Origin of the sequence: Fischerella sp. PCC 9605, assembly GCF_000517105.1 — a bacterium.
GTDB lineage: Bacteria > Cyanobacteriota > Cyanobacteriia > Cyanobacteriales > Nostocaceae > PCC9605.
In genome coordinates this window covers 829,997-854,291 of record NZ_KI912149.1, presented here as the reverse complement: position 1 = coordinate 854,291, position 24,295 = coordinate 829,997, and the positions used below count along the sequence as shown (strand labels likewise).

Here is a 24,295-nt window from a genome sequence, read left to right as displayed (position 1 = left end):
ATTGATTGGGTTAGCGATCGCCGTCTTGGCAGACACAGAAACTTCTTTTGACAAGAAGGACAAGGGAAGGAAGACAAAACAATTCAAAAGTCAAGATTCTAATTTTGACTTTTGACTTTTGAATGCGTGACTTCCCGAAGGTGTTTCCCTTGTCTGATCCATAAAGACAATTTCTGAATACTGAATCGACGTTCTAGGCGAGAGTATAAATTTCATGCAGACACGATATTACTTGTTATACCAAGCTTGTCGCCACTGCTTCATTTGGTTAATCTCTGCTTGCTGTGAATCAATAATCTCTTGAGCTAATTTCTTGATTTCAGGACGTTTAGACTTGTTCAAAGCATCTTGAGCCATATTTACAGCACCCTCATGATGAGCAATCATGGCATTCATAAAGCGCAGATCGAATTCTGCATCCGCAGATCCCAGATCCTCAAGCATTGCCATGCTTTGCTGTTGTTCATTGGACATAGGTACTACAGATTTACCCTCGCCGCCGTAGGCTACAGGCTCAGCACTTACTTGGGGATACCAGGCTTTTCGCCACTTCTGCAATAGCTCATTTTCTTCTCTACTTTGAGCAACGATGATGTTACGTGCTAATTTCTTGATCTCAGGGCGTTGAGATTTTTGCTCAGCTTCTTTTGCCATAGCGATCGCTCCTCGGTGATGCAAAGTCATTGCATCAATGAAGCGCAAATCATAGTTAGCATCAGCTGGCCCTAAATCCATTGCCATACTGTGATTCATGCCGCCATGATTCATCATGTCGTGATGTTGACTCACTTGTTGGCGATCGCTAATATTAGTAGCAGTGGTGTTTGGTGCTTGAGTTTGGTTTTGAGAAGCAATTGTAGAACAAGCTGTAAGCACACCACTGCTTAAGGATGTAATCGCTACAAAGGTAAGCGCAAAAAATCCTGTTTTCCAAGAAATAGATTGCATAGACTTTAAATCAATCTTTGAATTTTGCAATTAAAGAATTTCCTTCTCTATTATTGAAGGCTCCAGTTAGATGGAGAGTTGACCGTGATGTACCGTACTTTCCGTACATACTTACTGTTCAGTTTGGCGCAAAGAAATGAAATAAGAATGAAATCAGCAGAATTCGGTTCAGTTTCATCTTGATTTCACATTCTTTTGGCAAATTAAGTGATAACCTTGACCGCAAATATTTCTATTTATTCTGAAATTTTGCTGCTTGACTATAAATATTTAAGAATAATGCGACTCTCAATATTAAGGAGAAATTAATGAAATCATTCAAATTCAGTTTGATAGTTCTAGGAAGTACAGGACTGCTTTTTTTAGGAGCTTGTAGTAACAGCAATCAAGCAGCTAATACAGAAAATAATCCTGCTACTTCTACCTCAAATAACGAGTCTCCAAGCACTTTAGCTTCACCTGCTGCTAAAACAAATAATGAGCATGGTGCATCCAAAGGTGGTCAAGTTGTGGAGACAGGAAAATATCATTTAGAGTTCGTGCCTGAAAAAGAAGCCAACGGAACTCATCTAGACTTATATCTGCAAACAGGCGATCGCCATGAAGCAGTACCTAATGCCAAAGTCACAGCTCAAGTTCAGCAACCAGATGGGACACAAAAGACTATTCCTTTTAGTTATGATGCTACTGGGAAACACTACGCTGCTTTTTTTCCTGGAAATGCAGCTGGTCAGTATCAGGTGAAAGTTACTGCGAGTATTGGCAATCAAAAGGTTGACGGACGTTTCAGTTTTAATAAATAACTGTTATCCCAAAGCGATCGCTCTAGGTTTCTGCTCAAATGTATCCTCTACGTAACAGAGCAAGATCCCGAATTAGTGGCAACCTAGAACTAATATAAGCACTGATGACACTGATTTCTTCGCTGCTAAGTATTTTCTGAGTTTCTAGTTGCCTTAGTAACTGTTGAACCAATTCCGTGTCGTTGTCTTCTAAAAGAATACTAGTCTGAGTATCTTCAATTACAGACCAGAGTTGACGCAATGTTGATGAGTTCACAGCACGTACCCCGTTGCGACAGCCTACAGCAAGACTACAATAGCTGACTTGGACAAAAACCCCGGTTGGTAGCCGGGGTATCGTTTGTGTCGGTTATCGTGAACAATCTAAAGAAAATATTAAATTGTAAATCTTAAGAAAATATTAAATGTTAATAAACTTTACTAATTTGATGCGAATCTAAATACTAGTTTACTTGTTGCAATAATAACGGGGTCAACTAATATAAAGACCCTGAATATAAAATTCATGCTGCTGATGCCTAAGCCAGAGAATCAGAGGAGCGACTCTCAAGCTTAGGTATCCGTATATCAGCCTCAACAACAGTCTTTCATAAGTAGCTGTCATAAACTGCGTCCACCAAGGCACACAGACGCGCCTTCTTCGACTTCCCGTAAGAGTAGACACTACCCCTGTCAAGGTTTGAGTTTTGGAAATGGATTTTTCTTGGTGTCTTTGTGTCTTGGTGAGTCCACTTGCCGTCTTGGACGCCACATGCCTTATGCCGGGAGACCCGTCCACCGCAGTGGCTCCGCTTCCCGTCACGTAGACGCGCAGCGGCTTCCCGCCAGGGTAGGCAAAGTGGCGAACCCGTAGACGCGCAGCGGCTCAAGGCAGAGTAGGGTGGTGAAAAAAGAATGATTGAAACACTAAGACACTAAGACACGAAGAGGAAAATAGTCTTCTCTACTAAGATAGTGGTTCGTTTTTTACCCACCTTGACAGGGCTAGAGTAGACATCAAGTATTTTCAGGTGAGGTAGAACTCAGGGATTTCCAAGAAATAAATTATCCCGGATGGTGAGGTGGGCATCCTGACCCGCCCCTCAGATGGGACGGGTGAAGACACCCATCCCACAAGAAAATTTGGGATGTTTTTTTCTTTGGAAGTCCCTCAGATGTTACACCAGTTGCAACAGTCGGGAGGTGGCCGTCTAAAATTTTTCCATTGAAAACCACTACCTCAGTACCCGATCGCCAGTCCCCAGTCCCTTTTACCTCATTGCTTGCATTGGAACTTACGGTTATTGGTGTTTAACATGGTGAGGTATCATTTTTGTGCGAGGTGCTACCATGTCTCTACGTAATGAACCCCTAGCTTGGCAATTAGAAGCGAATGAGACTTATCTACCAGTTTATTATAAAGGTGAGATCGCAGGATTTTTTAAACAAGAATTTACGGATGAAGTTCTTAAGTTTTTAAATGAAGAAGAACTCTTACAAAAAGCATTGCAAAAAGCTTGTCTTGACTTAATCAAAAATTCTGGTGGCGATCCCAAGCAGGTTAAAGATTTAATCAAAAAATATATAAAAATGAGCGAGCGGCCTAAGTATGGAAAAAGAGCGATCGCTGCTTTATTGAATGAAAGACAAAAAGAGCTTGATTTGGATAATCAGGAGTTTGCTAAATTCTGCGATACCTTTAAATTGTCACCTACAGAACTGCATAATATTTATTCAGGAGAAGCAGTTGAAGATAGTTTATTAGCGCCACTTTCGAGAATCTTAGGCATATCAAAAGAGCGGTTGCTGGAAGTGCGTGATGGTTCTGAAGAAGAAAGCGAATTATACATTTTTCCTTAAAAATATCTTGTGGAACGGGCAAGATGCCCGTTCCACAAGATAGGCAGGTTTTTGTGAAAACAGACAGTATTTTCTATCGCCTTTTTCAAGAGTTACCTAGTATCTTCTTTGAACTCATCGGTGAACTTGCAACAGAAGCGAATGCTTATCAATTTTCATCGGTTGAAATCAAACAAACTGCATTTAGAATTGATGGCGTATTTCTTCCCATACAAGCTGACGAAAACCCCACTTACTTTGTAGAAGTCCAGTTTCAATCAGACTCAGAAATTTACGCTCGACTATTTGCAGAAATCTTTCTGTACCTGCGGCAAAATATACCACAAAATGATTGGCGGGGTGTGGTTATATATCCAACCCGCAGTATAGATACAGCAGATATCAAGTATGATCGAGAGTTTTTTGCTAGTCAGCGCATCCTACGTATTTATCTTGATGAATTAGGCGGAGTTGCTTCACTACCGATTGACATCGCAACTGTAAAATTAGTCATTGAAGATGAAGATACAGCAATTACACAAGCAAGGCAGTTAATAGAAAGAACTAGGCAAGAGATCAACTCTGAACTGCAACAGCGGCAATTATTAGAATTAATAGAGACTATCTTGGTTTACAAGTTTCCAAGGATGAGTAGGGAGGAAATAGAGGCCATGTTTGGATTGAGTGAGCTAAAGCAAACACGAGTCTATCAAGAAGCTTTTCAAGAAGGTAAGCAAGAAGGTAAATTAGAAGCAATACCGAGATTATTGGCATTGGGTTTGACTGTAGAACAGATAGCAGAGGCACTAGGCTTAGAGATTGAACAAGTCAGGCAAGCAGCACAAAATCAATCCTCAAATTGATACAGCAACTATTAGCGTATCGCTAGCTAAAATTTTTCTCTATCTTCAAGGAATTTCTCGTACAGAATTTGTAATTAAATTTTGTTAAGATTGGACTCGATGTGAGTTAGCCTTCCCTGCACATTGCCTACCTTGGAGACACTCAATGCTAAGACTAGAACATATTAGTAAAATTTATCCGACTGGCGAAGTCCTCAAGGATATTAATTGGGAAGTGAAAGTTGGCGATCGCGTTGGTTTAGTTGGTGTCAATGGTGCTGGTAAATCCACTCAACTCAAAATCATCACTGGCAAAGTTGAGCCAACCTCTGGTGAAGTTATTCGTCCTGCCAGCTTACACATAGCCTACCTCAACCAAGAGTTTGATGTAGATCCCAGCCGCACCATCAGAGAAGAATTTTGGACAGTCTTCAAGGAGGCAAACCAGGTACAGTTGTCTCTGGTGCAGGTACAGCAGCAGATGGAAACCGCCTCACCAGAACAACTGGAAAAACTGATCAATAAGTTAGATCGCTTGCAGCGGCAGTTTGAAGCCTTAGATGGCTATGTCCTAGAGGCACGCATTGGCAAGATATTACCAGAAATGGGCTTTGAACCAGAAGATGGCGATCGCCTTGTCAGTGCTTTCAGTGGCGGTTGGCAGATGCGAATCAGTTTGGGTAAAATCCTCCTGCAAGAGCCTGATTTGTTGCTTCTGGACGAGCCAACTAACCACCTAGATTTAGAAACTATTGAGTGGCTGGAAAATTACCTCAAAGGCTTGAGTACGCCGATGGTAATAGTTTCCCATGACCGCGAGTTCCTCGATCGTCTGTGCACCCAAATTGTAGAAACCGAACGTGGTGTTTCCACTACCTACCTCGGTAACTACTCGGCATACCTACAACAGAAAGCCGAAAATCAAACAGCACAACTTAGTGCTTACGAACGCCAGCAAAAAGAACTGGAGAAGCAACAAGCTTTTGTTGACAGGTTCCGTGCTAGCGCTACCCGTAGCACTCAGGCAAAAAGCCGGGAAAAGCAACTAGAAAAAATTGAGCGCATCGAAGCACCTACTGCTGGGGTAAGAACATTACACTTCCGTTTTCCCGCTGCACCCCGCAGCGGACGAGAGGTAGTGGAAATCAAAGATTTAACTCACATCTACGATGACAAAATCTTGTTTTTAGGAGCAAATCTCCTGATTGAAAGAGGCGATCGCATTGCTTTTCTTGGCCCCAACGGTGCTGGCAAATCTACTTTGTTACGCCTGATTATGGGTATGGAACAAGCCACAGAAGGCATAGTCAAATTAGGCGAACACAATGTGATCCCGGGTTACTTTGAGCAAAACCAGGCGGAAGCTTTGGACTTGCAAAGAACTGTTATGGAAACTATCCATGATGAAGTGCCTGATTGGAAAGATGAAGAAGTCCGCACACTGCTGGGACGCTTTTTATTCAGTGGCGATACGGTGTTTAAAAAAGTTGCTGCCTTAAGTGGTGGTGAAAAAGCGCGTCTAGCGTTAGCAAAAATGCTCTTGTGTCCAGCAAATTTACTAATACTAGATGAGCCAACCAACCACTTAGATATTCCAGCCAAAGAAATGCTGGAAGAAGCGCTGCAAAACTATGATGGCACAGCGATAGTTGTTTCTCACGACCGATATTTTATCTCTCAGGTAGCCAATAAAATCGTGGAAATTCGAGATGGAGAATTCCGCGTCTACTTAGGTGACTATCATTACTACCTGGAGAAAATAGCGGAAGAAAAAGAACAAGCTAGGCTAGCAGCGATCGCAGCCGAAAAAGCCGCTAAAAAAGCTGCTAAAGCTGCTAAAGCGGCGGCGAAGAAGAAGTAAGAGAATGTTAGTAGTTAGTAGATAGTGGTTAGTGGGTAATACCATTTTGGATTTTAGATTTTGGATTGGGAAACTCTTTCTGCATAAGAGTTCTGTAAATCCATCTGTCGCATTCTTTTTTAAAATTGGTATAACAACCAACTACTAACTACTAACCACTAACTACTAACCACTAACAGCCAACCAATACCACAAAAATTAAGAAAAAATTGCTAAACTTTAAGAAATATCTAAAAAATCGAAATACTCTTATAAAATAAGTTAATAGGCACAAATCTACTTGCGGCTTCCATTAGCAGTGGTATCATTCGGGTATTACAAAAAGTAAAGGGCAATTTTATTATGACCAAAGCACCTGTTGCTCCCGTGGTGCTAGTCATTTTAGACGGATGGGGCTACTGCGAGGAGACACAAGGAAATGCTATTGCAGCTGCTAAAACTCCGGTAATGGATAGCTTATGGGCAGCATATCCGCACACCCTGATCCGCACATCCGGAAAAGCAGTGGGATTGCCAGAGGGTCAAATGGGCAACTCTGAAGTTGGTCATTTGAACATTGGTGCTGGGAGGGTTGTACCCCAAGAGTTAGTACGCATTTCCGATGCGGTAGAAGACGGTTCCATTCTCAAGAACCCAGCACTTGTCAGTATTTGCCAAGAAGTCAAGAATCGCAATGGCAAGCTGCATATAGTCGGGCTTTGTTCTGAGGGTGGGGTACACTCGCACGTCAGTCATCTATTCGGACTACTTGACTTAGCGAAAAGTCAGGGAATTTCGGAAATATGCATACATGCCATCACAGATGGTCGCGATACCGCCCCAACAGATGGTGTCAAGGCAATTGCACTCATCCAAAACTATATAGACCGGATTGGCATCGGACGCATAGTTACCCTTAGTGGTCGTTATTATGCGATGGATCGCGATCGCCGTTGGGATCGGACTAAACGCGCCTATGATGTGATGACGCAAGATAGCCCCAGCAATGGTCGTTCTGCTGTGGAAGTTCTGCAAGCATCCTATGCAGAGGGTGTCACAGACGAGTTCATCGCCCCCATACGCATTGCACCCGGTGCGATAGAACCAGGAGATGGGGTAATATTTTTTAACTTCCGCCCCGACCGCGCCAGACAACTCACCCAAGCTTTCGTCAATCCAGAGTTTAACGGTTTTGAAAGACAGGCGATCGCGCCATTGTCCTTTGTCACCTTTACGCAGTATGACCCAGATTTACCAGTAAAGGTTGCCTTTGAACCGCAGAATCTGAGTAATATTTTAGGAGAAGTAATTTCCCAGCACGGTCTCAAGCAGTTTCGCACCGCTGAAACCGAGAAATACGCTCACGTCACCTACTTCTTGAATGGCGGACTAGAGGAACCTTTCCCAGGAGAAGACCGGGAACTAGTAAACAGTCCGATGGTTGCTACTTATGACAAAGCACCAAACATGTCAGCCGAAGCAGTTACAGACATAGCAGTAGCAGCGATTGAAAAGGGCATCTACTCCTTAATTGTGATTAACTATGCCAATCCAGACATGGTGGGACACACAGGTAAGATGGAAGCTACGATTCAAGCCATAGAAACTGTGGATAGCTGTTTAGCACGCCTGCTGGCAAGTGTGAGCAAAGCTGGAGGTACAGCAATTATTACTGCTGACCACGGCAACGCCGAACATATGATCGATGAGAGGGGAAATCCCTGGACAGCCCACACTACCAACCCAGTTCCTCTAATCGTCGTGGAAGGAGAACAAGCAAAAATTCCCGGACATGGCGGAAATGTTGCCTTGCGAAGCGATGGCAAGTTAGCCGACATTGCCCCTACGATTTTGCAGATTTTACAGCTGCCTCAGCCACCAGAAATGACAGGGCGATCGCTGCTACAACCCACAGAGTATGAAGTAAAATTATCTCGCACTCCCGTGGAAGTTAGACTGTAAAAAGTTAATAATGTGAATTATGAATGAGAATTTAATACGATTCATAATTCATAATTCATAATTCATAACTACATTGCTACTATGACCGTTTCTAACATCGTACAAGGCATTTGGGTTTTTTCGGCGATCGCTTTGATTGTCTTAGTGTTACTGCATAGCCCCAAAGGAGATGGCATCGGAGCCATTGGCGGACAAGCCCAGTTGTTTAGCAGTACCAAAAGTGCAGAAAACACATTGAACCGAGTTACATGGGCGCTGACAGTCGTTTTTCTCGGTTTATCCGTGGTTTTGAGTGCTGGTTGGCTCCCCAAATAGGGATGGGGAGATGGGGAGAACCGGAGATGAGGAGACAAGCAACCACTAACCAATGTAGAGACGTGCCATGGCACGTCTCTACAACAACCAACATCTCAACAATTTTCCTTTGGCGACGTTTACTGGCAATTATAGGATTGGCTATTAGTACAGGACTGCTCGTTATCTTGACTAACGCGCAGTCATTTGCTAATTTTTCATACTCTCCCCCTCTCCCACTCTCCCCACCTCCCCATCACCCCTACCCTACGGGAAGCCGCTTGCGCGTCTACACCCCACCTCCCCATCACCCCACCTCCCTACCTCCCGCCAAATCCCATCCCCTACCGCCAACACTAGCAAACTGGCAAGATAGTACAAACAGTGATGACTACTTCTCTCAAATTGCACCAACGCAAGTAGGCTATTTAATTTGGTCGCAATTTCCCGTTAAAGTTTACGTAGAAACTCCAAAAACAATAGACGCCAAGCAAGCGGAAGCATGGGTCAACGAAGTTTTACAAGCTGTCCGGGATTGGAGCGCTTATTTACCTCTACAAGTAATCGAAAAACCAGAAGTAGCTGATATCACAGTTATCAGAAAAGCTCCTCCTCTGCAAACTTCTCCTGGTAGTAAAATTCCCCGTGCGCGTTCTGCCCAAACTACTTGCGATTTATATAATAAAAATCAAAATTTATACCATCGTTTTACGATTCTATTAAGTCCCAGCCAAACAGGTAAATACCTTTTAGCTGCTGCTCGCCACGAACTAGGCCACGCCTTGGGAATATGGGGACATAGTCCGCTACAAAGCGATGCTTTATACTTTTCTCAAGTTCGCAACCCGCCGCCAATTTCTCCAAGAGATGTGAATACCTTAAAGCGAGTTTATGAACAGCCTACGAGTTTGGGATGGTCTTTAAATTCTTAACTCTCACCCTATCCTATTGGGCGTGCTGCCAGGTACTCATACAACTGCCAACGTGCATTTACTTCCGCTTGTGCTTGTTGCAGTAAGTTTTTGGCGAGTTCGGGTTTGCTCTTAGCAAGCATTTTGAAGCGATTTTCTTGATACATTGATTGTTCTGGTGACTGCTTCGGCTGTCGCATATCCAACTGCAAGGGATTCTTACCCTGTTTTCGCAACTCTGGATTGTACCGATACAGCAACCAGCGACCTGATTCTATCAATGCTTTTTGGTTGCTCATCGCTGTGGTCATATTGATGCCGTGGGCAATGCAATGGCTGTAGGCAATAATTAGCGATGGCCCGTCGTAGGCTTCGGCTTCTAAAAACGCCTTGAGGGTATGCTCATCTCGTGCGCCTAATGCTACACTTGCCACGTAGACATTACCGTAGCTCATGGCGATTAGTCCTAAATCTTTCTTGGCGGCTGGCTTACCACTGGCAGCAAACTTGGCAACAGCAGCTCGTGGAGTTGCTTTGGAAGATTGACCACCTGTATTGGAATATACTTCTGTATCCATTACCAGAACATTCACATTGCGACCACTGGCAAGTACATGATCAAGTCCGCCAAAGTCGATATCATATGCCCAACCGTCACCGCCAACAATCCAGACACTCTTTTTAACAAGGTAGTCAGCAAGGGATTTAAGATTTTGGATTTGGGATTTTATTTGTAGAGACGCACCATAGCGCGTCTCTACATCAATCAAAATTTCATCTAATAGTTGTTTCAATAATGCTATTCTGTGTCTTTGCTCATATATGTCTGCTTGAGTATTTTGGGGAGCATTTAGTATAGACTGAACCAAATCAGGCGGAATAAGCTTTTGAAAATCTTTTCCATTTCCCATTCCCCCTTCCCCCTTCCCCCTTTTCCATTCCCCATTCCCCAATTCCAGCAACAATTGGGTAGCATATTCAGCATGTTTATCGAGGGAGAGGCGAAAGCCAAAACCGAATTCGGCGTTATCTTCAAATAAACTATTAGACCATGCAGGCCCCCTACCATCACTGTTCTTTGTCCAAGGAGTTGTGGGCAGATTACCGCCATAGATAGAAGAACAACCTGTGGCGTTAGCAATCATAGCGCGATCGCCAAATAGTTGTGTTAATAATTTTAAATAAGGCGTCTCGCCACAACCCGCACAAGCACCAGAAAATTCAAACAATGGTTCTTGCAGTTGTTGTTGGCGAATTTGATTGAGTTTTAGTTGGCGTCGATCAGGGTTTGGTAAATTTAAAAAGAAATTCCAATTTTCCCGCTCTTGCTCCCGCAAAGGTAGCTGCGGTTTCATATTAATCGCCTTGCTTTCTGGCTGTAATTTATTTTTAGCAGGACAAATATCTACGCAAATACCGCATCCCGTACAGTCTTCCGGTGCTACCTGGATGGTAAATTGCTGTCCGGCAAAGTCTTTATCTTTGGCATGGGTTGATTTGAAGGTAACAGGAGCTTTATTTAACTCACCTACTGTATAAATCTTGCTGCGAATCGCAGCATGGGGACAAACCATCACACACTTACTGCACTGTACGCAGACATCGGGTTCCCAAACAGGAATTTCTATTGCTATATTGCGTTTTTCCCATTGAGAGGTACCTGTGGGAAAAGTGCCATCTACTGGTAAGGCACTCACAGGTAACTCATCCCCCTGCCAAGCCATCATTTTACCGAGAACTTCTCGCACAAACTCCGGCGCACTCGCAAGATTTTGGATTTCTCCCCATCTCCCCATCACCCCATCACCCCATTGCCCCTTATCCCCACAAAGTGGGGCCCCCCCCTTCCCCCTCTCTGCATCTCCCCATCTGGGAACATCGACCTTATGAAAATTTTCCAGCGTCCGGTCTACTGCTTGCAAATTCATGCGGACAACTTCCGCCCCTTTCTTACCGTAAGTCTTTGCAATTGCCTGCTTAATTTTGGCGATCGCTTCCTCCTGGGGTAAAACCCCTGCTAAGGCAAAAAAGCATACTTGCATTACTGTATTAATTCGTCCACCCATGCCACTCTCACGGGCAACTTTAGTAGCATCAATAACATAAAATTTTAGTTTTTTCTCGATAATCTGCCGCTGCACTCCAATTGGTAAATGTTGCCAGACAGTATCGGCACCGTGGGGACTATTAAGTAGAAATGTTGCCCCAGGCACAGCAGCTTTGAGCACATCCACACGTTCCAGAAGTACCCACTGATGGCAACCAATGAAATTAGCTTTGTCAATCAGGTAGGTAGAGCGAATTGGCTGCGGGCCGAAACGCAGATGAGAGACGGTCATCGAGCCAGATTTCTTCGAGTCGTAGACAAAATAGCCTTGGGCGTAGTTGTCAGTTTCTTCGCCAATAATTTTGATCGAGTTTTTGTTTGCACCCACTGTGCCATCAGAACCCAACCCATAGAACATTGCTCGAACAACGTTATCTGCTTCGGTAGAGAAGTTAGAGTCGAAGGTTAGGGAAGTGTGGCTAACGTCGTCGTTGATACCAATAGTAAAGTGGTTTTTCGGGTAATGTTGTGCCAGATTGTCGAAAATTGCCCGCACCATCGCCGGGGTAAATTCTTTGGAGGAAAGACCGTAGCGACCACCGACGATTTTAGGACGGAGGAGGCAAGAAGTTCTCCCACTTCCTCGATCATCTTCATCTCCTCCACTCCAAGCTTCATTGATAGCTGCGACCACATCTAAATACATCGGTTCTCCGATGCTTCCAGGTTCTTTACTGCGATCGAGAACTGCGATCGCCTTTGTTGTTTTTGGTAAAATTTGTACAAACCGTTGGGCGTCAAAGGGGCGATAGAGCCTCACTTTCACTACACCTACTTTTTCGCCACGGGCATTGAGGTAATCAACAGTTTCATGCACTGTCTCGCAGCCTGAACCCATCAGCACAATAACGCGATCGGCATCCCTTGCTCCGTGGTATTCATAAATTTGGTAATACCGTCCTGTGCGTTCTCCAAATTTATCCATGACTTGCTGAACAATTTTGGCACAGGCATCGTAGTAAGGGTTAACGCGTTCGCGGGCTTGGAAGTAGACATCGGGGTTTTGGGCTGTTCCCCGCAACACTGGATGGTCTGGGCTTAAAGCACGATCGCGGTGGGCAAGTATTAATTCCGGATCAATTAGTGTTTGAATGTCGTTGTCTTTTAACAGTTGCACTTTCTGAATTTCATGAGAAGTGCGAAAGCCGTCAAAAAAGTGCATAAACGGCACTCGCGCCACCAGAGTAGCAGCTTGGGCAATAAGGGCAAAGTCGTGCGCTTCCTGCACCGAGGCAGAACACAGCAGGGCAAAGCCAGTACCACGGGCTGCCATGACATCACTATGGTCGCCAAAAATTGATAAAGCATGGGTAGCCAGAGAACGGGCTGCAACATGGATAACGACACCAGTCAATTCACCTGCCATTTTGTACAAGTTAGGAATCATTAATAATAATCCCTGCGATGAGGTGAAGGTAGTTGTCAGGGAACCCGTTTGCAACGCCCCATGTACAGCAGCAGCAGCTCCTCCTTCACTCTGCATCTCAATTACACTCGGAACCATACCCCACAGGTTGGGACGACCATCTGCCGACCAAGTGTCTGCCCATTCACCCATTGCTGAAGAGGGAGTGATGGGATAAATGGCTATGACTTCACTTAAGCGGTAAGCAATACGGGCTACAGCCTCATTCCCATCGATGGTTGCAAAGGTTTTGTTCATTAATTTCCTCCAGCATAGCTGCCTTTTGCCCCCTAAAGAATGAAAAATTGAGAATAAAAAATTAAAAATTGAATCGCTCGAATTTTTAATTTTTAATTTTTCATTCCCGTACGCTAAAGGCTTTCCCTTAGAGTAGGAATGCCTCCTGCTTTCTGCTATTAACTAGGTTGCATTAGCAAAACCATGCATAGTATCTCACTTTAAAAAAAGTGATTATCCATGTTAATTACGAATGTACTCAAATAGAAAAACTACTACTGAGCAGGTATTTCGAGAAATAAAGAAAATTTTTTGGGGTATTGGTTCGAGAATTTTTTATAATTAGGGTTTTTTAGTTAAAAAGACTTATCGCAAAATTTTTCTTATAAAAATCATTATAATTTCAGCGATTACAAGTAAGTAGGTGAGAAAAAATCAAACTATGTAAAGAAAAGTAAAAATTGGAAATTAGCTTATAGTAAGGGCTACTCTGCGAGAAGCCGCTTTGCGTCTACAGCGAAGACAGCGCTTACTACATACCTTTAATTATTTACGCCGACCTACTCAGATATCTATTTTTACATATAAGGTTTCTATTTTATTTTTGAAAAAACTCTGATAAAAGCGATCGCTTTATAGGCTTGGTTAACGCAAAATCCTTGCAATCATACTGTTAGCTTGCGATTCATACCCACCTCCAAACAAATTGAAGTGATTGATAATGTGATACAAGTTATACAAAGTCTTCCGCTTTTCATATCCTGGATCTAGGGGAAACACTTCATCATAACCCCGATAAAATGCCGCAGGGAAACCACCGAAAAGTTCGGTCATGGCAATATCAACTTCTCTGTCCCCAAAGTAAGTGGCAGGATCGAAAATCACTGGCTCTCCTTGTACGGTACAGCCAGCATTACCTCCCCATAAATCACCATGTACTAAAGAAGGTTGTGGATCGTGTGCCAAGAGTTCGGGAATAGCTTTTAGTAACTCTTCTGCTTGTGGAAAACGACCTCCTCGCCGCCTTCCCAACTGAAATTGATAACCAAGGCGATGTTTGCCAAAAAATTCTGCCCAATCGGATGTCCAGGTATTGATTTGGGGTGTAGAACCGATTGTATTATTTATATCCCAGCCAAAACCGCTCTGACTGGTAGCTTTATGCATCTGTGCCAACTTGCGCCCCATCTCTTCCCAGGCTTTGCTATTACCCGAATCCATTTCTAGCCACTCCAACACCAAGTAGCCAGAATTACCAGCTGTACCCCAGCAAATTGGTTTGGGAACCCGGATGGTAGCTGTGGCAAACATTTGTTCTAAACCCACCGCCTCTGCTTCAAACATGGCAACTTGAGAAGCTTGGTTGAGCTTGATGAAGTAGGTACGCTTGCTATCAGAGACAGCATAACCTTGGTTGATACACCCACCACCAACTGAACGTCGTTGTGAAGAGTGGAATTTTTCGCCAGTAACTTGGCTAATATGGGCATCAATATCAGTCCACATGATGAAATTGGGAAATAGGGAACTTGGGGAGATGGGGGGAGTGGGGAAGTAGTAAACCACTAACTACTAACCACTAACCCTTCGGGTTCGCTAGTCGCTCATGGGGGGAACCCCCAAGACCGCGCTAGCTCACCACTAACCACTAACTATGTGGCTTAAGCACAACCACGCCGTAAGCATCCGGGGAAAGATACTTTTGAGCGGCTTGCATTAGGTCATTTACATCCTGTGCTTGAATGTGATTTGGATAGTCAAAGGCTGGTTCCAAATCTCCTACCAAGGTCTGATAATAGCCATACAAACCAGCGCGATCGCTTGGTGTTTCGTTACCAAAAATAAACCTATTCGCTACTCGTTTGCACACGCGATCGATTTCTGATGCTTTGACTATCTCTGTTTGCAGTCTTCTAATATGTTGAGCGATCGCTTCTTCCACAGCAGCAATATTTTCTACTGGACAATGGACAGAAATATAAAATGTTCCCTGTAGTTTATGAGTCATATTGCTCACAGAAATATGGGAAACCAGTCCTTGTTCTTCGCGCAAATCCCTTACCAGTCTCGATGTCCGCCCATGTCCTAAAATTGCTGCCAAAATATCCAAGGCATAAGTTTCATTGAGTTGGTCTAACCCTGGAACTCGCCAAACCATTACTAGCCGTGCTTGCTGGAGACTTTCGTCAACAAATTCATGCCGGATAATTTCAATAAACGGAGGTTCGGGAGCAATTGTTGGTTGTTGTTTGTTGGTTGTTGGTTGGTGGTTATTGGTTTGTGTAAATCCGTCGGCGACAATTTCAATTAATTCTTCCACTGGCAAATTACCCACAGCTACAGCAGTAATTGACTGGGGTTTATACCAAGTAGCGTGAAAATCACGCATTTGTTGAGGTCGGAGTTGAGAAATTACCTCTTCTGGCCCTAATACCGGACGCCGGTATGGTAGTCTCTCAAACGCCGTCTCCATTGCTCTTCTGTAAGTGCGGCGGCGAGGATTATCTTCAGAACGTCTAATTTCTTCTAAAATAACTAATCGCTCTCGTTCAAAGGCATCGTCAGGAATACTAGCATTAGTTACTACATCAATTTGCAACTGGGCAAGTTCAGCAAAGTCTTTGGGAGCAGTGGTGATGTAGTAATGAGTATAATCCTGGCTAGTAGCAGCATTCGTAACAGCACCCCGCTCTTCTATCCGACGTTCAAACTCGCCGCTTATCAGTCGCTCAGTCCCCTTAAAAATCATATGCTCTAAAAAATGAGCCATGCCGTTAATCGCATCCGCTTCTGCGGCTGAACCAACGTTAACCCACAAATTTAGGTTAACTGCTTCCACCGCCATTTGCTCCGCTATGATTGTTAAACCATTCGGTAACTGGTGTAGCTTAGGCGCATTCAGACGAGGAAATTTCAGCAGGGTCGAGGTCATTGGTGATTGTTAAGTGAGGCTAATACTTTTATCTTACATAGGACTTCAACAAGCATTGAAATTATCACTTGAGTAAGAAGATTTTACTGAAATCTAGGTATAAGTACGACTAAATCAGGCGTTGAGCGCGTTTAATCGCTTTTTTACCTTTTCTTAGGGAACTCCAAAAAATAAATTATCCAAATCCTACATCCCACACAATTTCTTCCTCCTTCCCTTGTCCTCCTTATCTTTCTTGTCTTGCGAGCGATAGGATATTTGACGTTGCATAATTGCGGGATAATTTTGGAATTTGCATGACTCAATAATCGCCGTGTCTGGTGCGTCTGGTGCGTCAACTTCATTCATCCCATTATTCAGCAACACTGGATATTTTTTTATTTGGAAGCCCCTTAAAAATTTTGGGTGAGCGATCGCCATCTCTGCGATTATATTAATCCTAAAAAGTAAATCCTTGGCAAAAGTGCGATCGCATCAACTGAGCGTATGAAGGTGAAATTTAAGCCTTTGAGGTTCAAAGTTGAGCTTGTGAGTGAATATCTTAACAGATAGGCAGATCGGGAAGGATACGTACTGCTTTACCTAAGGTTAATCCAATTGTGTTTTTCTGATGAAGTTTACGTATAAGGATAGTATTTTGTATACTCTATCTTAAGATAGAGTACAAGCATCTCCCATATCCAGGGCAGTTTATCTTTACGAATATCTACCTCTGCGTAAATAAAAACCGCAGATTAATATAAGAAATTTCAATACATTATACCAGGGCTAACTATACAAAACTGTTTCAGTACATATTTGCTGAAATCACTGACTGCAAAATTCTAGTGACTAGACTTGTCAAATTCAAATTTTTACTTTCTAGTAGCAATTTAAACACTGTTTGAATATTCGCATTTTTAGATGTTTACAAAGAAAATCAGCAATATACAGCTACGTGTGTCGCGCAAAGCTTGGAAAAATTTTTCACATTTTTGACAAAAGCATCCGGATAAGCACTGAATAATATGGTTAGTTTATACAGTACTCACTGCACAGCTAGTTAATATAGTCAAAGGAAATTGTAGAGAATATGAACTCAAAAACACTGGAGCGTAACATCTTAAAAGATTCAATAGTAGTAGCATCTGCTGAGCAAATCTCTTCCGATCTAGGCGGCGAAGCAGTAATTCTCAATATCAAGTCGGGTACTTATCATGGTTTGAATGAGGTAGGAGCGCGGATCTGGAATTTGATTCAAAAACCGAAGACCGTGAAAGATATCACGGCAGTTCTGCTGCAAGAGTATGAAGTTGAAGCTGAGCAGTGCGATCGCGATGCGATCGCATTACTAGAAGACTTGTTTGGTGCGGGATTAATCAATGTCACGAATGAGACGGCTGCATAAGTTACTCAGGCTAGGGGCTGGAGAACGCAACCTTCTAGTCACAACCTTAATCTTACTAGGTGGCGTTAGGTTAGGGCTGTGGTTGCTACCGTTTAGAAACCTGTTAAAGCTGTTAGAAAAAATCAGTCAACCAAGTAGGCGATCCCATTCTCCCAACCAAGTCACCCTGAGCAAAATTATTTGGGCTGTTAACGCTGTAACTCGCTGTATGCCTGGTGTCAAGTGTCTGGCTCGTGCCTTGACTACCCATGTAATTATGAACCAGTACGGATACGCATCACAACTTCGCATTGGTGTTGCCAAGACAGAGTTAGGAAAACTAGAAGCTCATGCTTGGATTGAGCATCAGGGAAGAGTTGTAATCGGTAATCTTTCGGATCTTTACCGCTTTATCCCGTTGCCATCCTTAGAAGGAGTGAAACTATGAGTGGCATCATGGGAACTTACCATCTTGATGGTTCTCCTGTAAATCGCAAATATCTAGAGAAGATGGTAGATGTCCTGGCACATCGGGGTCCTGATGATGCAGATATCTGGGTTGGAGAGTCTGTAGGTTTCGCGCATCGCCTGCTGTGGACAACACCAGAGTCTTTACTAGAAAAGTTACCTTTAGTTGACCAATATGAGAATTTAGTTATTACATCAGATGCTCGCTTAGATAACCGAGAAGAATTGTTGTCTAAGTTACAGGCTTTTAGCTGTTCGCCTGATAAAATTACGGATAGTCAAATAATCTTGGCTGCTTATCAAAAATGGGGTGAGCAATGCCCAGAGCATCTACTGGGTGATTTCGCCTTTGCGATTTGGGATCGGCAAAAACAAATTCTCTTTTGTGCTAGAGACCATTTTGGAGTCAAGCCTTTTTACTACCACCATCAGCCAGGCAAAGCCTTTGTATTTGCCTCAGAGATTAAGGCACTGTTTTGTTTACCGCAAGTACCGCGCCGACTCGATGAGGTGAGAATTGGCGATTATTTGGCATTGATGATGGAAGATAAAGCCATCACTACATATAAAGATATCTTGCGACTTCCCCCTGCCCACTGTATGGTGGTCAGTCAATCAGGAATACAGTTATGGTCTTACTGGTCACTTGATTTGCACCGGGAGATTCGCTTAGCTTCCAACGAAGCTTACGCAGAGGAATTTCGGCAAATATTCACAGAAGCGGTACGTTGTCGTTTGCGTAGCGCCTTCCCTGTTGTCAGTCACCTGAGTGGTGGGTTAGATTCTTCTGCCGTTACCTGTGTGGCACGGGATATACTTGCGGAAACTGGAAAAACTCCACTGCACACCATATCAAGTATTTTTGACAAAATTACTGAATGTGATGAGCGTCCTTTTATCAATGCTGTATTAGAACAGGGAGGGCTCATTCCTCACTACGTTCATGGTGATGAGTTCGGTCCGTTATCCAATCTAGATAGCATTTTTCAGTATGAAGATGAAGCCTTACTAGGGCCAAGTCATTTCTATCCTTGGATAGTGAACTGCGCTGCCAAGGAACTAGGATTGCGGATTTCCCTTGATGGTTTTGATGGTGACACCACAGTCAGTCATGGTGTAGCTAGATTGACAGAATTGGGACGCCAAGGAAAATGGCAAACTCTCATTCAGGAAGCAAAAGCCATTGCACCACACCATAATATTTCACCATATGCAGTGTTTCGGCATTATGGATTACCATTCCTGCGGGATTTAGTCAAGCAGTGGCGATGGATAGAATTTGCTAGAGCAGTGCAACTAATTCACAAGCATTTTGGTGCTTCACGCAAACTTTTAATTATTTATCACGGAATTAAACCTATTTGGGAACAAATACAGCGATTTTGGAAGAGAGGGCACAAACAAAGAACATCTTCTCATTCCTCTTTGTCTGAGACTCCCTTAGTTAACCATCACTTTGCCGAACGCATTCGTCTAGATGAGCGAATTCAAACGTTAAACCCTCCTCGCGAATCACCGCTGACGTTAAAAGAAGAACATTGGCGCAGTTTAAATCAAGGTATATTAGCCTACACCCTAGAACAAATGGATCAATATGCGGCGATGTTTTCTTTAGAAGCCCGCCATCCATTTATGGATAAGCGATTAATAGAATTTTGTGTAGCATTACCCGCTGAGCAAAAGTTATACCAAGGATGGGGAAGAATGGTGATGCGTCGTGCTTTAGCAGGTATCCTTCCGGAAAAAATTCAGTGGCGTGGCGGAAAAACAAATATGTCGCCAAATTTTAACGATGGGTTACTCAACCGCGATCGCCAAATTCTCGATCAGGTGATGTCCCACAAAGTTAAGCATCTGGAAAAATACATTAACTTAGATTTCCTGCAAGCAGCTTATCAACGGATGAACTCAGCAGGAAACCAAGTTAGTGACGATGACTGTATGGCAGTTTGGCAGGCGGTCAGCCTTGCTTTGTGGATTGACTACAAAAAAGTCATTCCTTAAGTCCAAATTCTTGGCAGGTTGTGGATTAGAACTACTAAGCCACTCTGTAAGTCCAAGCAGCGAGGAACACCACCTCAATTTTAATCAGCTAATTCTCACAGAACAGGAGTTCAAATCATGAAAAAAACCTACAGCACACCCATACTCACTACTCATGGCAGTGTAGAAGCTATTACCCAAATGTTTGGTACTAGTAAACGAGAAGATTTCTTATTCTTCAGTGGTAATGCTTCTTCCCCCAACGGAACCGTTAGTCTTACTGGCGGTACGGGTTCTGTAGACGGTATTCTGTTTAGGTGCGATGAGAACGGTCTACCAGAGAAGTGCCCAAAGAAGTAGATCATATAAACCTATAACCTCAGGCTTCTGACCAATTTGCTAAAACACCAATTCATCAATCCCAGAGAGCGATTTTTTTGAGTTGGAGCAACAAAATTTTAGTGTTTCTAAGTCAAGATTAATCTGTTTTCTCAGCTTTCAGTTCTAACACTAAATTGGTGTTTTAGCACTCATTTTGAGTTTTCAACTTGATACTCAGTATGTGACCTTGCCAATCTCAAAGATTGGCAAGATGTGGTTTGGAATTTTTATACATCACTACTTAAAAAAATATTGTAAATTCCACTTCTTGGCAGGCTGTAGTTTTAGATATAGCGATATTTATCACCTTTAAGCTACACCGTAAGTCCAAGCATGGGGCACTACCGTCTACAAACTACATCAATTTACACTCAAAATCAGGAGACATATCATGAAAAATCAATACAGCGCTCCCCAACTTACTTTTCACGGAGATGTTGCCGAGATTACACAAATTCTTGGTGGTGAATCCAGGAAAGATTTTTTGTTTTTCTCTGGCAATGCTGTATCAGATGGTAATGACCTCGGTTCAAGGGATGTATTCTGCGATGGTAAAGGAGGTGGATTGGGGAATTGTAAATAAATAGTTCTATCAGCCCAATCTTGGGATTAAAGCTGTAGAAACTATTTAGTGAAAGGGACACAGAGACAACACCAACTTGATGGATTGTCTCTGTGGTAGTTCAACTGGACTAATGCAGAAGTAAAACTTCTGCTTTTGTAAATAATAGACTAGTACAACACCACAGAGATGATGACAGATAAATTTTTTCTGAAAAGCTTTGTTAAAAAGTTATCCGGAAAGAGGCAACCTGTCAAAATTAATACGGTGAAGTACTAGCATCGCATTAATTATGAGAGGTTTATGAGAAGTTTGTAGTGAGCGATTTATCGCTCAATTTCAAGGTGCTCAAGCCCTAACTACGAACTTTAACAACTTATCACAACTAATGCGATAGACCACTAGTAGCAGATGTTTTCCTTTTTGAAGGAAAGCCTCCAAAATCTCGAAACCTCGTTACCAGGTTCAACTTGGTAACGAGAATTAGCAGCCCCTGGCTCTTGTTGAGAAGGGTGCAAGATATCTATGCTGATTTACTATCTAGGAGTGTAATTGAACGGACACAAGATGTTTGGTGAATTTGGAGCAAATCTCTTTTGCGATCGCAACTTAAGAAAGTCAGGATATGAAATTTTATAAAGCCTACAACTTATGCATAGCTTCCGAATTGCAATTTCCCGAATTGATTGAAACTGAGGGTGAGCCAGATGCGATCGTCCGGTTTGGCAATATAGATGATGCGATCGCAACGCAATACGAGAGTGGCAAAAGTTTTTTGGGGGAAATACCAGAAGTAGGTAAGTTTTTTATTCACTCCGGACGGGAAATAGTTATCAATACTGTACCGGGTGTAGACGAGGCGCTTATTCGCACTCTACTTCTAGGCCCTGTATTGTGCGTACTGCTGCGACAGAGAGGACTCCTAGTTATACATGCTAGTTGTATTGACATCAACAACAAAGGTGTAGCGTTTATGGGTGGTTCCGGTTGGGGAAAGTCTACTTTGGCAACAGCTTTTCACAATCACGGCTACTCTGTTTTAACAGATGATGTACTGCCCATCCAACTTGAAGGAAGGCAGGCGATAGTTTTTCCTGCCTATCCTCAGTTTAAAGTGTTTCCAGAAGCCTTAAGTTCTTTGGGACACGATACCAAAAGCTTATCGCCAATTTACCAAAACGCGCCAAAACTATCTTACAAATTTACTCGCGGTTTCCAGCAAACTCCGCTACCACTACAAAGGATTTACGTGTTGGATAAGGGAAGTGAGCATGCGATTACCAAAATCCAGCCCCAAGAAGCCTTTGTGGAACTGGTGCGTCATACCCGCGCCATGAACTTATTAACAGAGAAAGAATTTGTCACTAGCCATTTACATCTTTGTACTCAGTTAATTCAAAGTGTAAGTTTCTGTCGTTTTACTCGTAAACCTTCCTTAGAAGATTTACCAGATTTAGTGAAGTTAGTTGAAGATGATATTGCCCAACTGACAGCACAAGATGATAGCAGGAACGTTGATCAAACTTCCTCTAGTTATTCCTTAGCCACCAAAGATTGAATTTGCAGGGTTTTGATATCTTGAAGAGCAAACTTCGTAGTGCAAATACTTTACTAAGCGATTTAATAAAAACTCTTAGCCTTGTCTGGGCGGCATCTCGTTACTGGACGATCGCTTGGATGGTGATGTTACTGGTGCAAGGATTGCTTCCAGCTATCTCAATTACTCTCACCCGACAGGTAGTTGATAATCTAGTCGTAGTTGCTGGTAGCGGTATTTCTGCGGCAAGTATTCAGAAGATTCTTATGCCAGTGGCGTTGATGGCGGGCATCATGATAGTAGGAGAGTTTTTGAACAGTTCTGGTGAATGGATTCGCACTGCTCAATCAGAATTGGTAGGGGACTATATCACTGGTTTGATTCACAAACAGTCAGTGAGCGTGGATTATGGCTTTTATGAATATTCTGAGTATAATGACAAACTTAATCGGGCACGGGAAGGGGCAAGTGGGCGATCGCTAGCATTACTAGAAAGCGCGGGCACTTTGCTGCAAAACAGCATCACATTGTTTGCTATGGCAGCAATCTTGCTTCCCTACGGGCTATGGCTACCCACAATTTTAATCATCAGTGCTTTACCGGCATTCTATGTATTAATGTATCTCAGCAAAATTCAATATCAATGGTCACAGCGGACAACAACCGATCGCCGCTGGTTAATGTATTATGACTATTTGCTCACAAACAGTTCTACAGCGGCGGAAGTACGGTTATTTGACTTTGCGAATTATTTCCAGTCGTCTTATCGGAGTTTGCGCCGACGACTTGTCAAGGAACAATTTCAGTTATTAAAATTACAAACTTTAGGTCGCTTTGTTGCTGCGATCGTCGCACTGATTATTACTGGTGGGGCGTTAGCTTGGATGGGGCGGCAAGTATTACTAGGTATTCTCACTCTCGGGGATCTAGCTCTGTTTTACCAGGCATTCAATCAGGGACAAGGTATTGTCAAGGAATTACTAAGCAATCTGGGAAAAATTTATCGCAATGGCTTGTTTATTGGTAACTTGTTTGAGTTTTTACAGATCCAGCCCAAAATTGTCGATCCTGCCAAACCCATCGCCGTACCCGTAAAACCCCAACAGGGAATTAGATTTCGGCAGGTTACTTTCCGTTACCCCGGTAGTACGGAACCTGTGTTAGAGAATTTTAACTTGACGATTCCAGCTGGGAAAATAGTGGCGATCGTTGGTGATAATGGTGCTGGAAAAAGTACTCTCATTAAGCTTTTGTGCCGTTTTTATGACCCTGAGTCGGGAAGAATTGAACTAGACGGCATTGATGTGCGTGACTTTGCTGTGCAAGAATTTCGCAGATTAATTACTGTTTTGTTCCAATCTCCAATTCACTACCACACCAGTGCTGGAGAAAATATCGCTTTGGGTGATATCTCAGCAGAATTCAATCAAGCAGAGATTGAAGCAGCTGCAAAAGCCTCGGGTATCCACGATAAAATTATGCGCTTACCCTTGGGTTATCAGAGCATGTTAGGTAAGTTGTTTCCAGAGGGAACCGATTTAAGTGGTGGTCAATGGCAGCGTTTGGCACTAGCGCGGGCATTTTTTAGACGCGCTCAAATCGTGATTTTAGATGAACCGACTAGCGCTATGGACCCCTGGGCCGAATACGATTGGTTAGAACGTTTCCGCACTTTGGCCAGAGGTCGTATGGCAATTGTGATTACCCATCGCTTCACCTTGGCAATGCAAGCAGACATTATTCATGTAATGCGTGATGGTCAGATTGTCGAATCTGGTAGCCACGATCAATTGCTAGCTTTAGATGGTCTGTATGCCCAATCTTGGAAAGCACAAATGGAATCTAGTGCAAGCCCGGTAATGGAAAGTGGAATTGTTTAAAATTAGCTAGTTTTGGAAA

General features: G+C 43.1%; 20 protein-coding genes. 14 read left to right on the top strand and 6 right to left on the bottom strand.

The genetic code is table 11. From position 1 onward, the window contains the following. Positions 1 to 228 precede the first annotated feature (228 nt). Positions 229 to 948, bottom strand: coding sequence for a DUF305 domain-containing protein (locus tag FIS9605_RS0118595; RefSeq protein ID WP_026733952.1), 720 nt, complete (start codon positions 946 to 948; stop codon positions 229 to 231). Positions 949 to 1,256: 308 nt separating this feature from the next. Here FIS9605_RS0118595 and FIS9605_RS0118590 point away from each other — a divergent pair, with 308 nt between their 5' ends. Beyond that, entirely contained in the window at positions 1,257 to 1,751 is a 495-nt protein-coding gene (locus FIS9605_RS0118590; protein WP_026733951.1) for a hypothetical protein, read from the top strand. Between the two features lie 34 nt (positions 1,752 to 1,785). Here the strand turns inward: FIS9605_RS0118590 and FIS9605_RS0118585 are convergent, their stop codons facing one another. Beyond that, the gene (locus FIS9605_RS0118585; protein ID WP_026733950.1) at positions 1,786 to 2,007 is read right to left on the bottom strand and encodes a hypothetical protein; all 222 of its coding nucleotides are present in this window, start codon (positions 2,005 to 2,007) and stop codon (positions 1,786 to 1,788) included. A gap of 1,073 nt (positions 2,008 to 3,080) precedes the next feature. Here FIS9605_RS0118585 and FIS9605_RS0118580 point away from each other — a divergent pair. From FIS9605_RS0118580 to FIS9605_RS0118555, 6 genes are all read left to right on the top strand, one after another. Then, positions 3,081 to 3,590: a hypothetical protein gene (locus tag FIS9605_RS0118580; RefSeq protein ID WP_026733949.1), complete on the top strand. Its 510-nt coding sequence runs from the start codon at positions 3,081 to 3,083 to the stop codon at positions 3,588 to 3,590. A gap of 53 nt (positions 3,591 to 3,643) precedes the next feature. Beyond that, on the top strand, positions 3,644 to 4,432 hold the full coding sequence (locus FIS9605_RS0118575) for an Rpn family recombination-promoting nuclease/putative transposase (RefSeq protein WP_026733948.1): 789 nt from the start codon (positions 3,644 to 3,646) through the stop codon (positions 4,430 to 4,432). Positions 4,433 to 4,577: 145 nt separating this feature from the next. Further along, on the top strand, positions 4,578 to 6,272 hold the full coding sequence (locus FIS9605_RS0118570) for an ABC-F family ATP-binding cassette domain-containing protein (RefSeq protein WP_026733947.1): 1,695 nt from the start codon (positions 4,578 to 4,580) through the stop codon (positions 6,270 to 6,272). Positions 6,273 to 6,614: 342 nt separating this feature from the next. Further along, the gene (gpmI, locus tag FIS9605_RS0118565; protein ID WP_026733946.1) at positions 6,615 to 8,213 is read left to right on the top strand and encodes a 2,3-bisphosphoglycerate-independent phosphoglycerate mutase; all 1,599 of its coding nucleotides are present in this window, start codon (positions 6,615 to 6,617) and stop codon (positions 8,211 to 8,213) included. A gap of 81 nt (positions 8,214 to 8,294) precedes the next feature. After that, positions 8,295 to 8,528, top strand: coding sequence for a preprotein translocase subunit SecG (gene secG, locus FIS9605_RS0118560; RefSeq protein WP_026733945.1), 234 nt, complete (start codon positions 8,295 to 8,297; stop codon positions 8,526 to 8,528). A gap of 26 nt (positions 8,529 to 8,554) precedes the next feature. Then, entirely contained in the window at positions 8,555 to 9,439 is an 885-nt protein-coding gene (locus FIS9605_RS0118555; protein ID WP_026733944.1) for a peptidase, read from the top strand. An 8-nt stretch (positions 9,440 to 9,447) separates the two neighbouring features. On the opposite strand, the gene nifJ is transcribed toward FIS9605_RS0118555, so the two are convergent. The 4 genes from nifJ to FIS9605_RS44135 form a co-directional block, all read right to left on the bottom strand. Beyond that, a complete protein-coding gene (nifJ, locus tag FIS9605_RS0118550) occupies positions 9,448 to 13,188 on the bottom strand; it encodes a pyruvate:ferredoxin (flavodoxin) oxidoreductase (RefSeq protein ID WP_026733943.1) in 3,741 nt (1,246 codons plus the stop codon). A 624-nt stretch (positions 13,189 to 13,812) separates the two neighbouring features. After that, positions 13,813 to 14,673: a fructosamine kinase family protein gene (locus FIS9605_RS0118545; protein ID WP_026733942.1), complete on the bottom strand. Its 861-nt coding sequence runs from the start codon at positions 14,671 to 14,673 to the stop codon at positions 13,813 to 13,815. 142 nt (positions 14,674 to 14,815) lie between these two features. Continuing rightward, positions 14,816 to 16,099: a M16 family metallopeptidase gene (locus FIS9605_RS0118540; protein ID WP_026733941.1), complete on the bottom strand. Its 1,284-nt coding sequence runs from the start codon at positions 16,097 to 16,099 to the stop codon at positions 14,816 to 14,818. A 186-nt stretch (positions 16,100 to 16,285) separates the two neighbouring features. Further along, positions 16,286 to 16,519, bottom strand: a complete 234-nt coding sequence (locus FIS9605_RS44135) for a hypothetical protein (protein WP_026733940.1) — start codon at positions 16,517 to 16,519, stop codon at positions 16,286 to 16,288. A 652-nt stretch (positions 16,520 to 17,171) separates the two neighbouring features. On the opposite strand from FIS9605_RS44135, the gene FIS9605_RS0118530 reads away from it, so the two are divergent. The 7 genes from FIS9605_RS0118530 to FIS9605_RS0118500 all read left to right on the top strand — a co-directional run bounded on the left by FIS9605_RS0118530 (position 17,172) and on the right by FIS9605_RS0118500 (position 24,276). Continuing rightward, a complete protein-coding gene (locus FIS9605_RS0118530; protein ID WP_026733939.1) occupies positions 17,172 to 17,486 on the top strand; it encodes a lasso peptide biosynthesis PqqD family chaperone in 315 nt (104 codons plus the stop codon). Further along, a complete protein-coding gene (locus FIS9605_RS0118525) occupies positions 17,470 to 17,913 on the top strand; it encodes a lasso peptide biosynthesis B2 protein (protein ID WP_026733938.1) in 444 nt (147 codons plus the stop codon). The genes FIS9605_RS0118530 and FIS9605_RS0118525 overlap by 17 nt, the downstream gene beginning before the upstream one ends. After that, complete coding sequence (locus FIS9605_RS0118520) at positions 17,910 to 19,937, top strand: lasso peptide isopeptide bond-forming cyclase (protein WP_026733937.1); 2,028 nt, start codon at positions 17,910 to 17,912, stop codon at positions 19,935 to 19,937. Before FIS9605_RS0118525 ends, FIS9605_RS0118520 begins: the two co-directional genes overlap by 4 nt. Positions 19,938 to 20,054: 117 nt before the next feature. Beyond that, positions 20,055 to 20,276: a lasso peptide gene (locus tag FIS9605_RS0118515; RefSeq protein ID WP_026733936.1), complete on the top strand. Its 222-nt coding sequence runs from the start codon at positions 20,055 to 20,057 to the stop codon at positions 20,274 to 20,276. 412 nt (positions 20,277 to 20,688) lie between these two features. Further along, on the top strand, positions 20,689 to 20,880 hold the full coding sequence (locus FIS9605_RS0118510; protein ID WP_026733935.1) for a lasso peptide: 192 nt from the start codon (positions 20,689 to 20,691) through the stop codon (positions 20,878 to 20,880). A 604-nt stretch (positions 20,881 to 21,484) separates the two neighbouring features. Beyond that, complete coding sequence (locus FIS9605_RS0118505; protein ID WP_026733934.1) at positions 21,485 to 22,417, top strand: hypothetical protein; 933 nt, start codon at positions 21,485 to 21,487, stop codon at positions 22,415 to 22,417. Continuing rightward, a complete protein-coding gene (locus FIS9605_RS0118500) occupies positions 22,414 to 24,276 on the top strand; it encodes an ABC transporter ATP-binding protein (RefSeq protein ID WP_026733933.1) in 1,863 nt (620 codons plus the stop codon). Before FIS9605_RS0118505 ends, FIS9605_RS0118500 begins: the two co-directional genes overlap by 4 nt. Positions 24,277 to 24,295 lie beyond the last annotated feature (19 nt).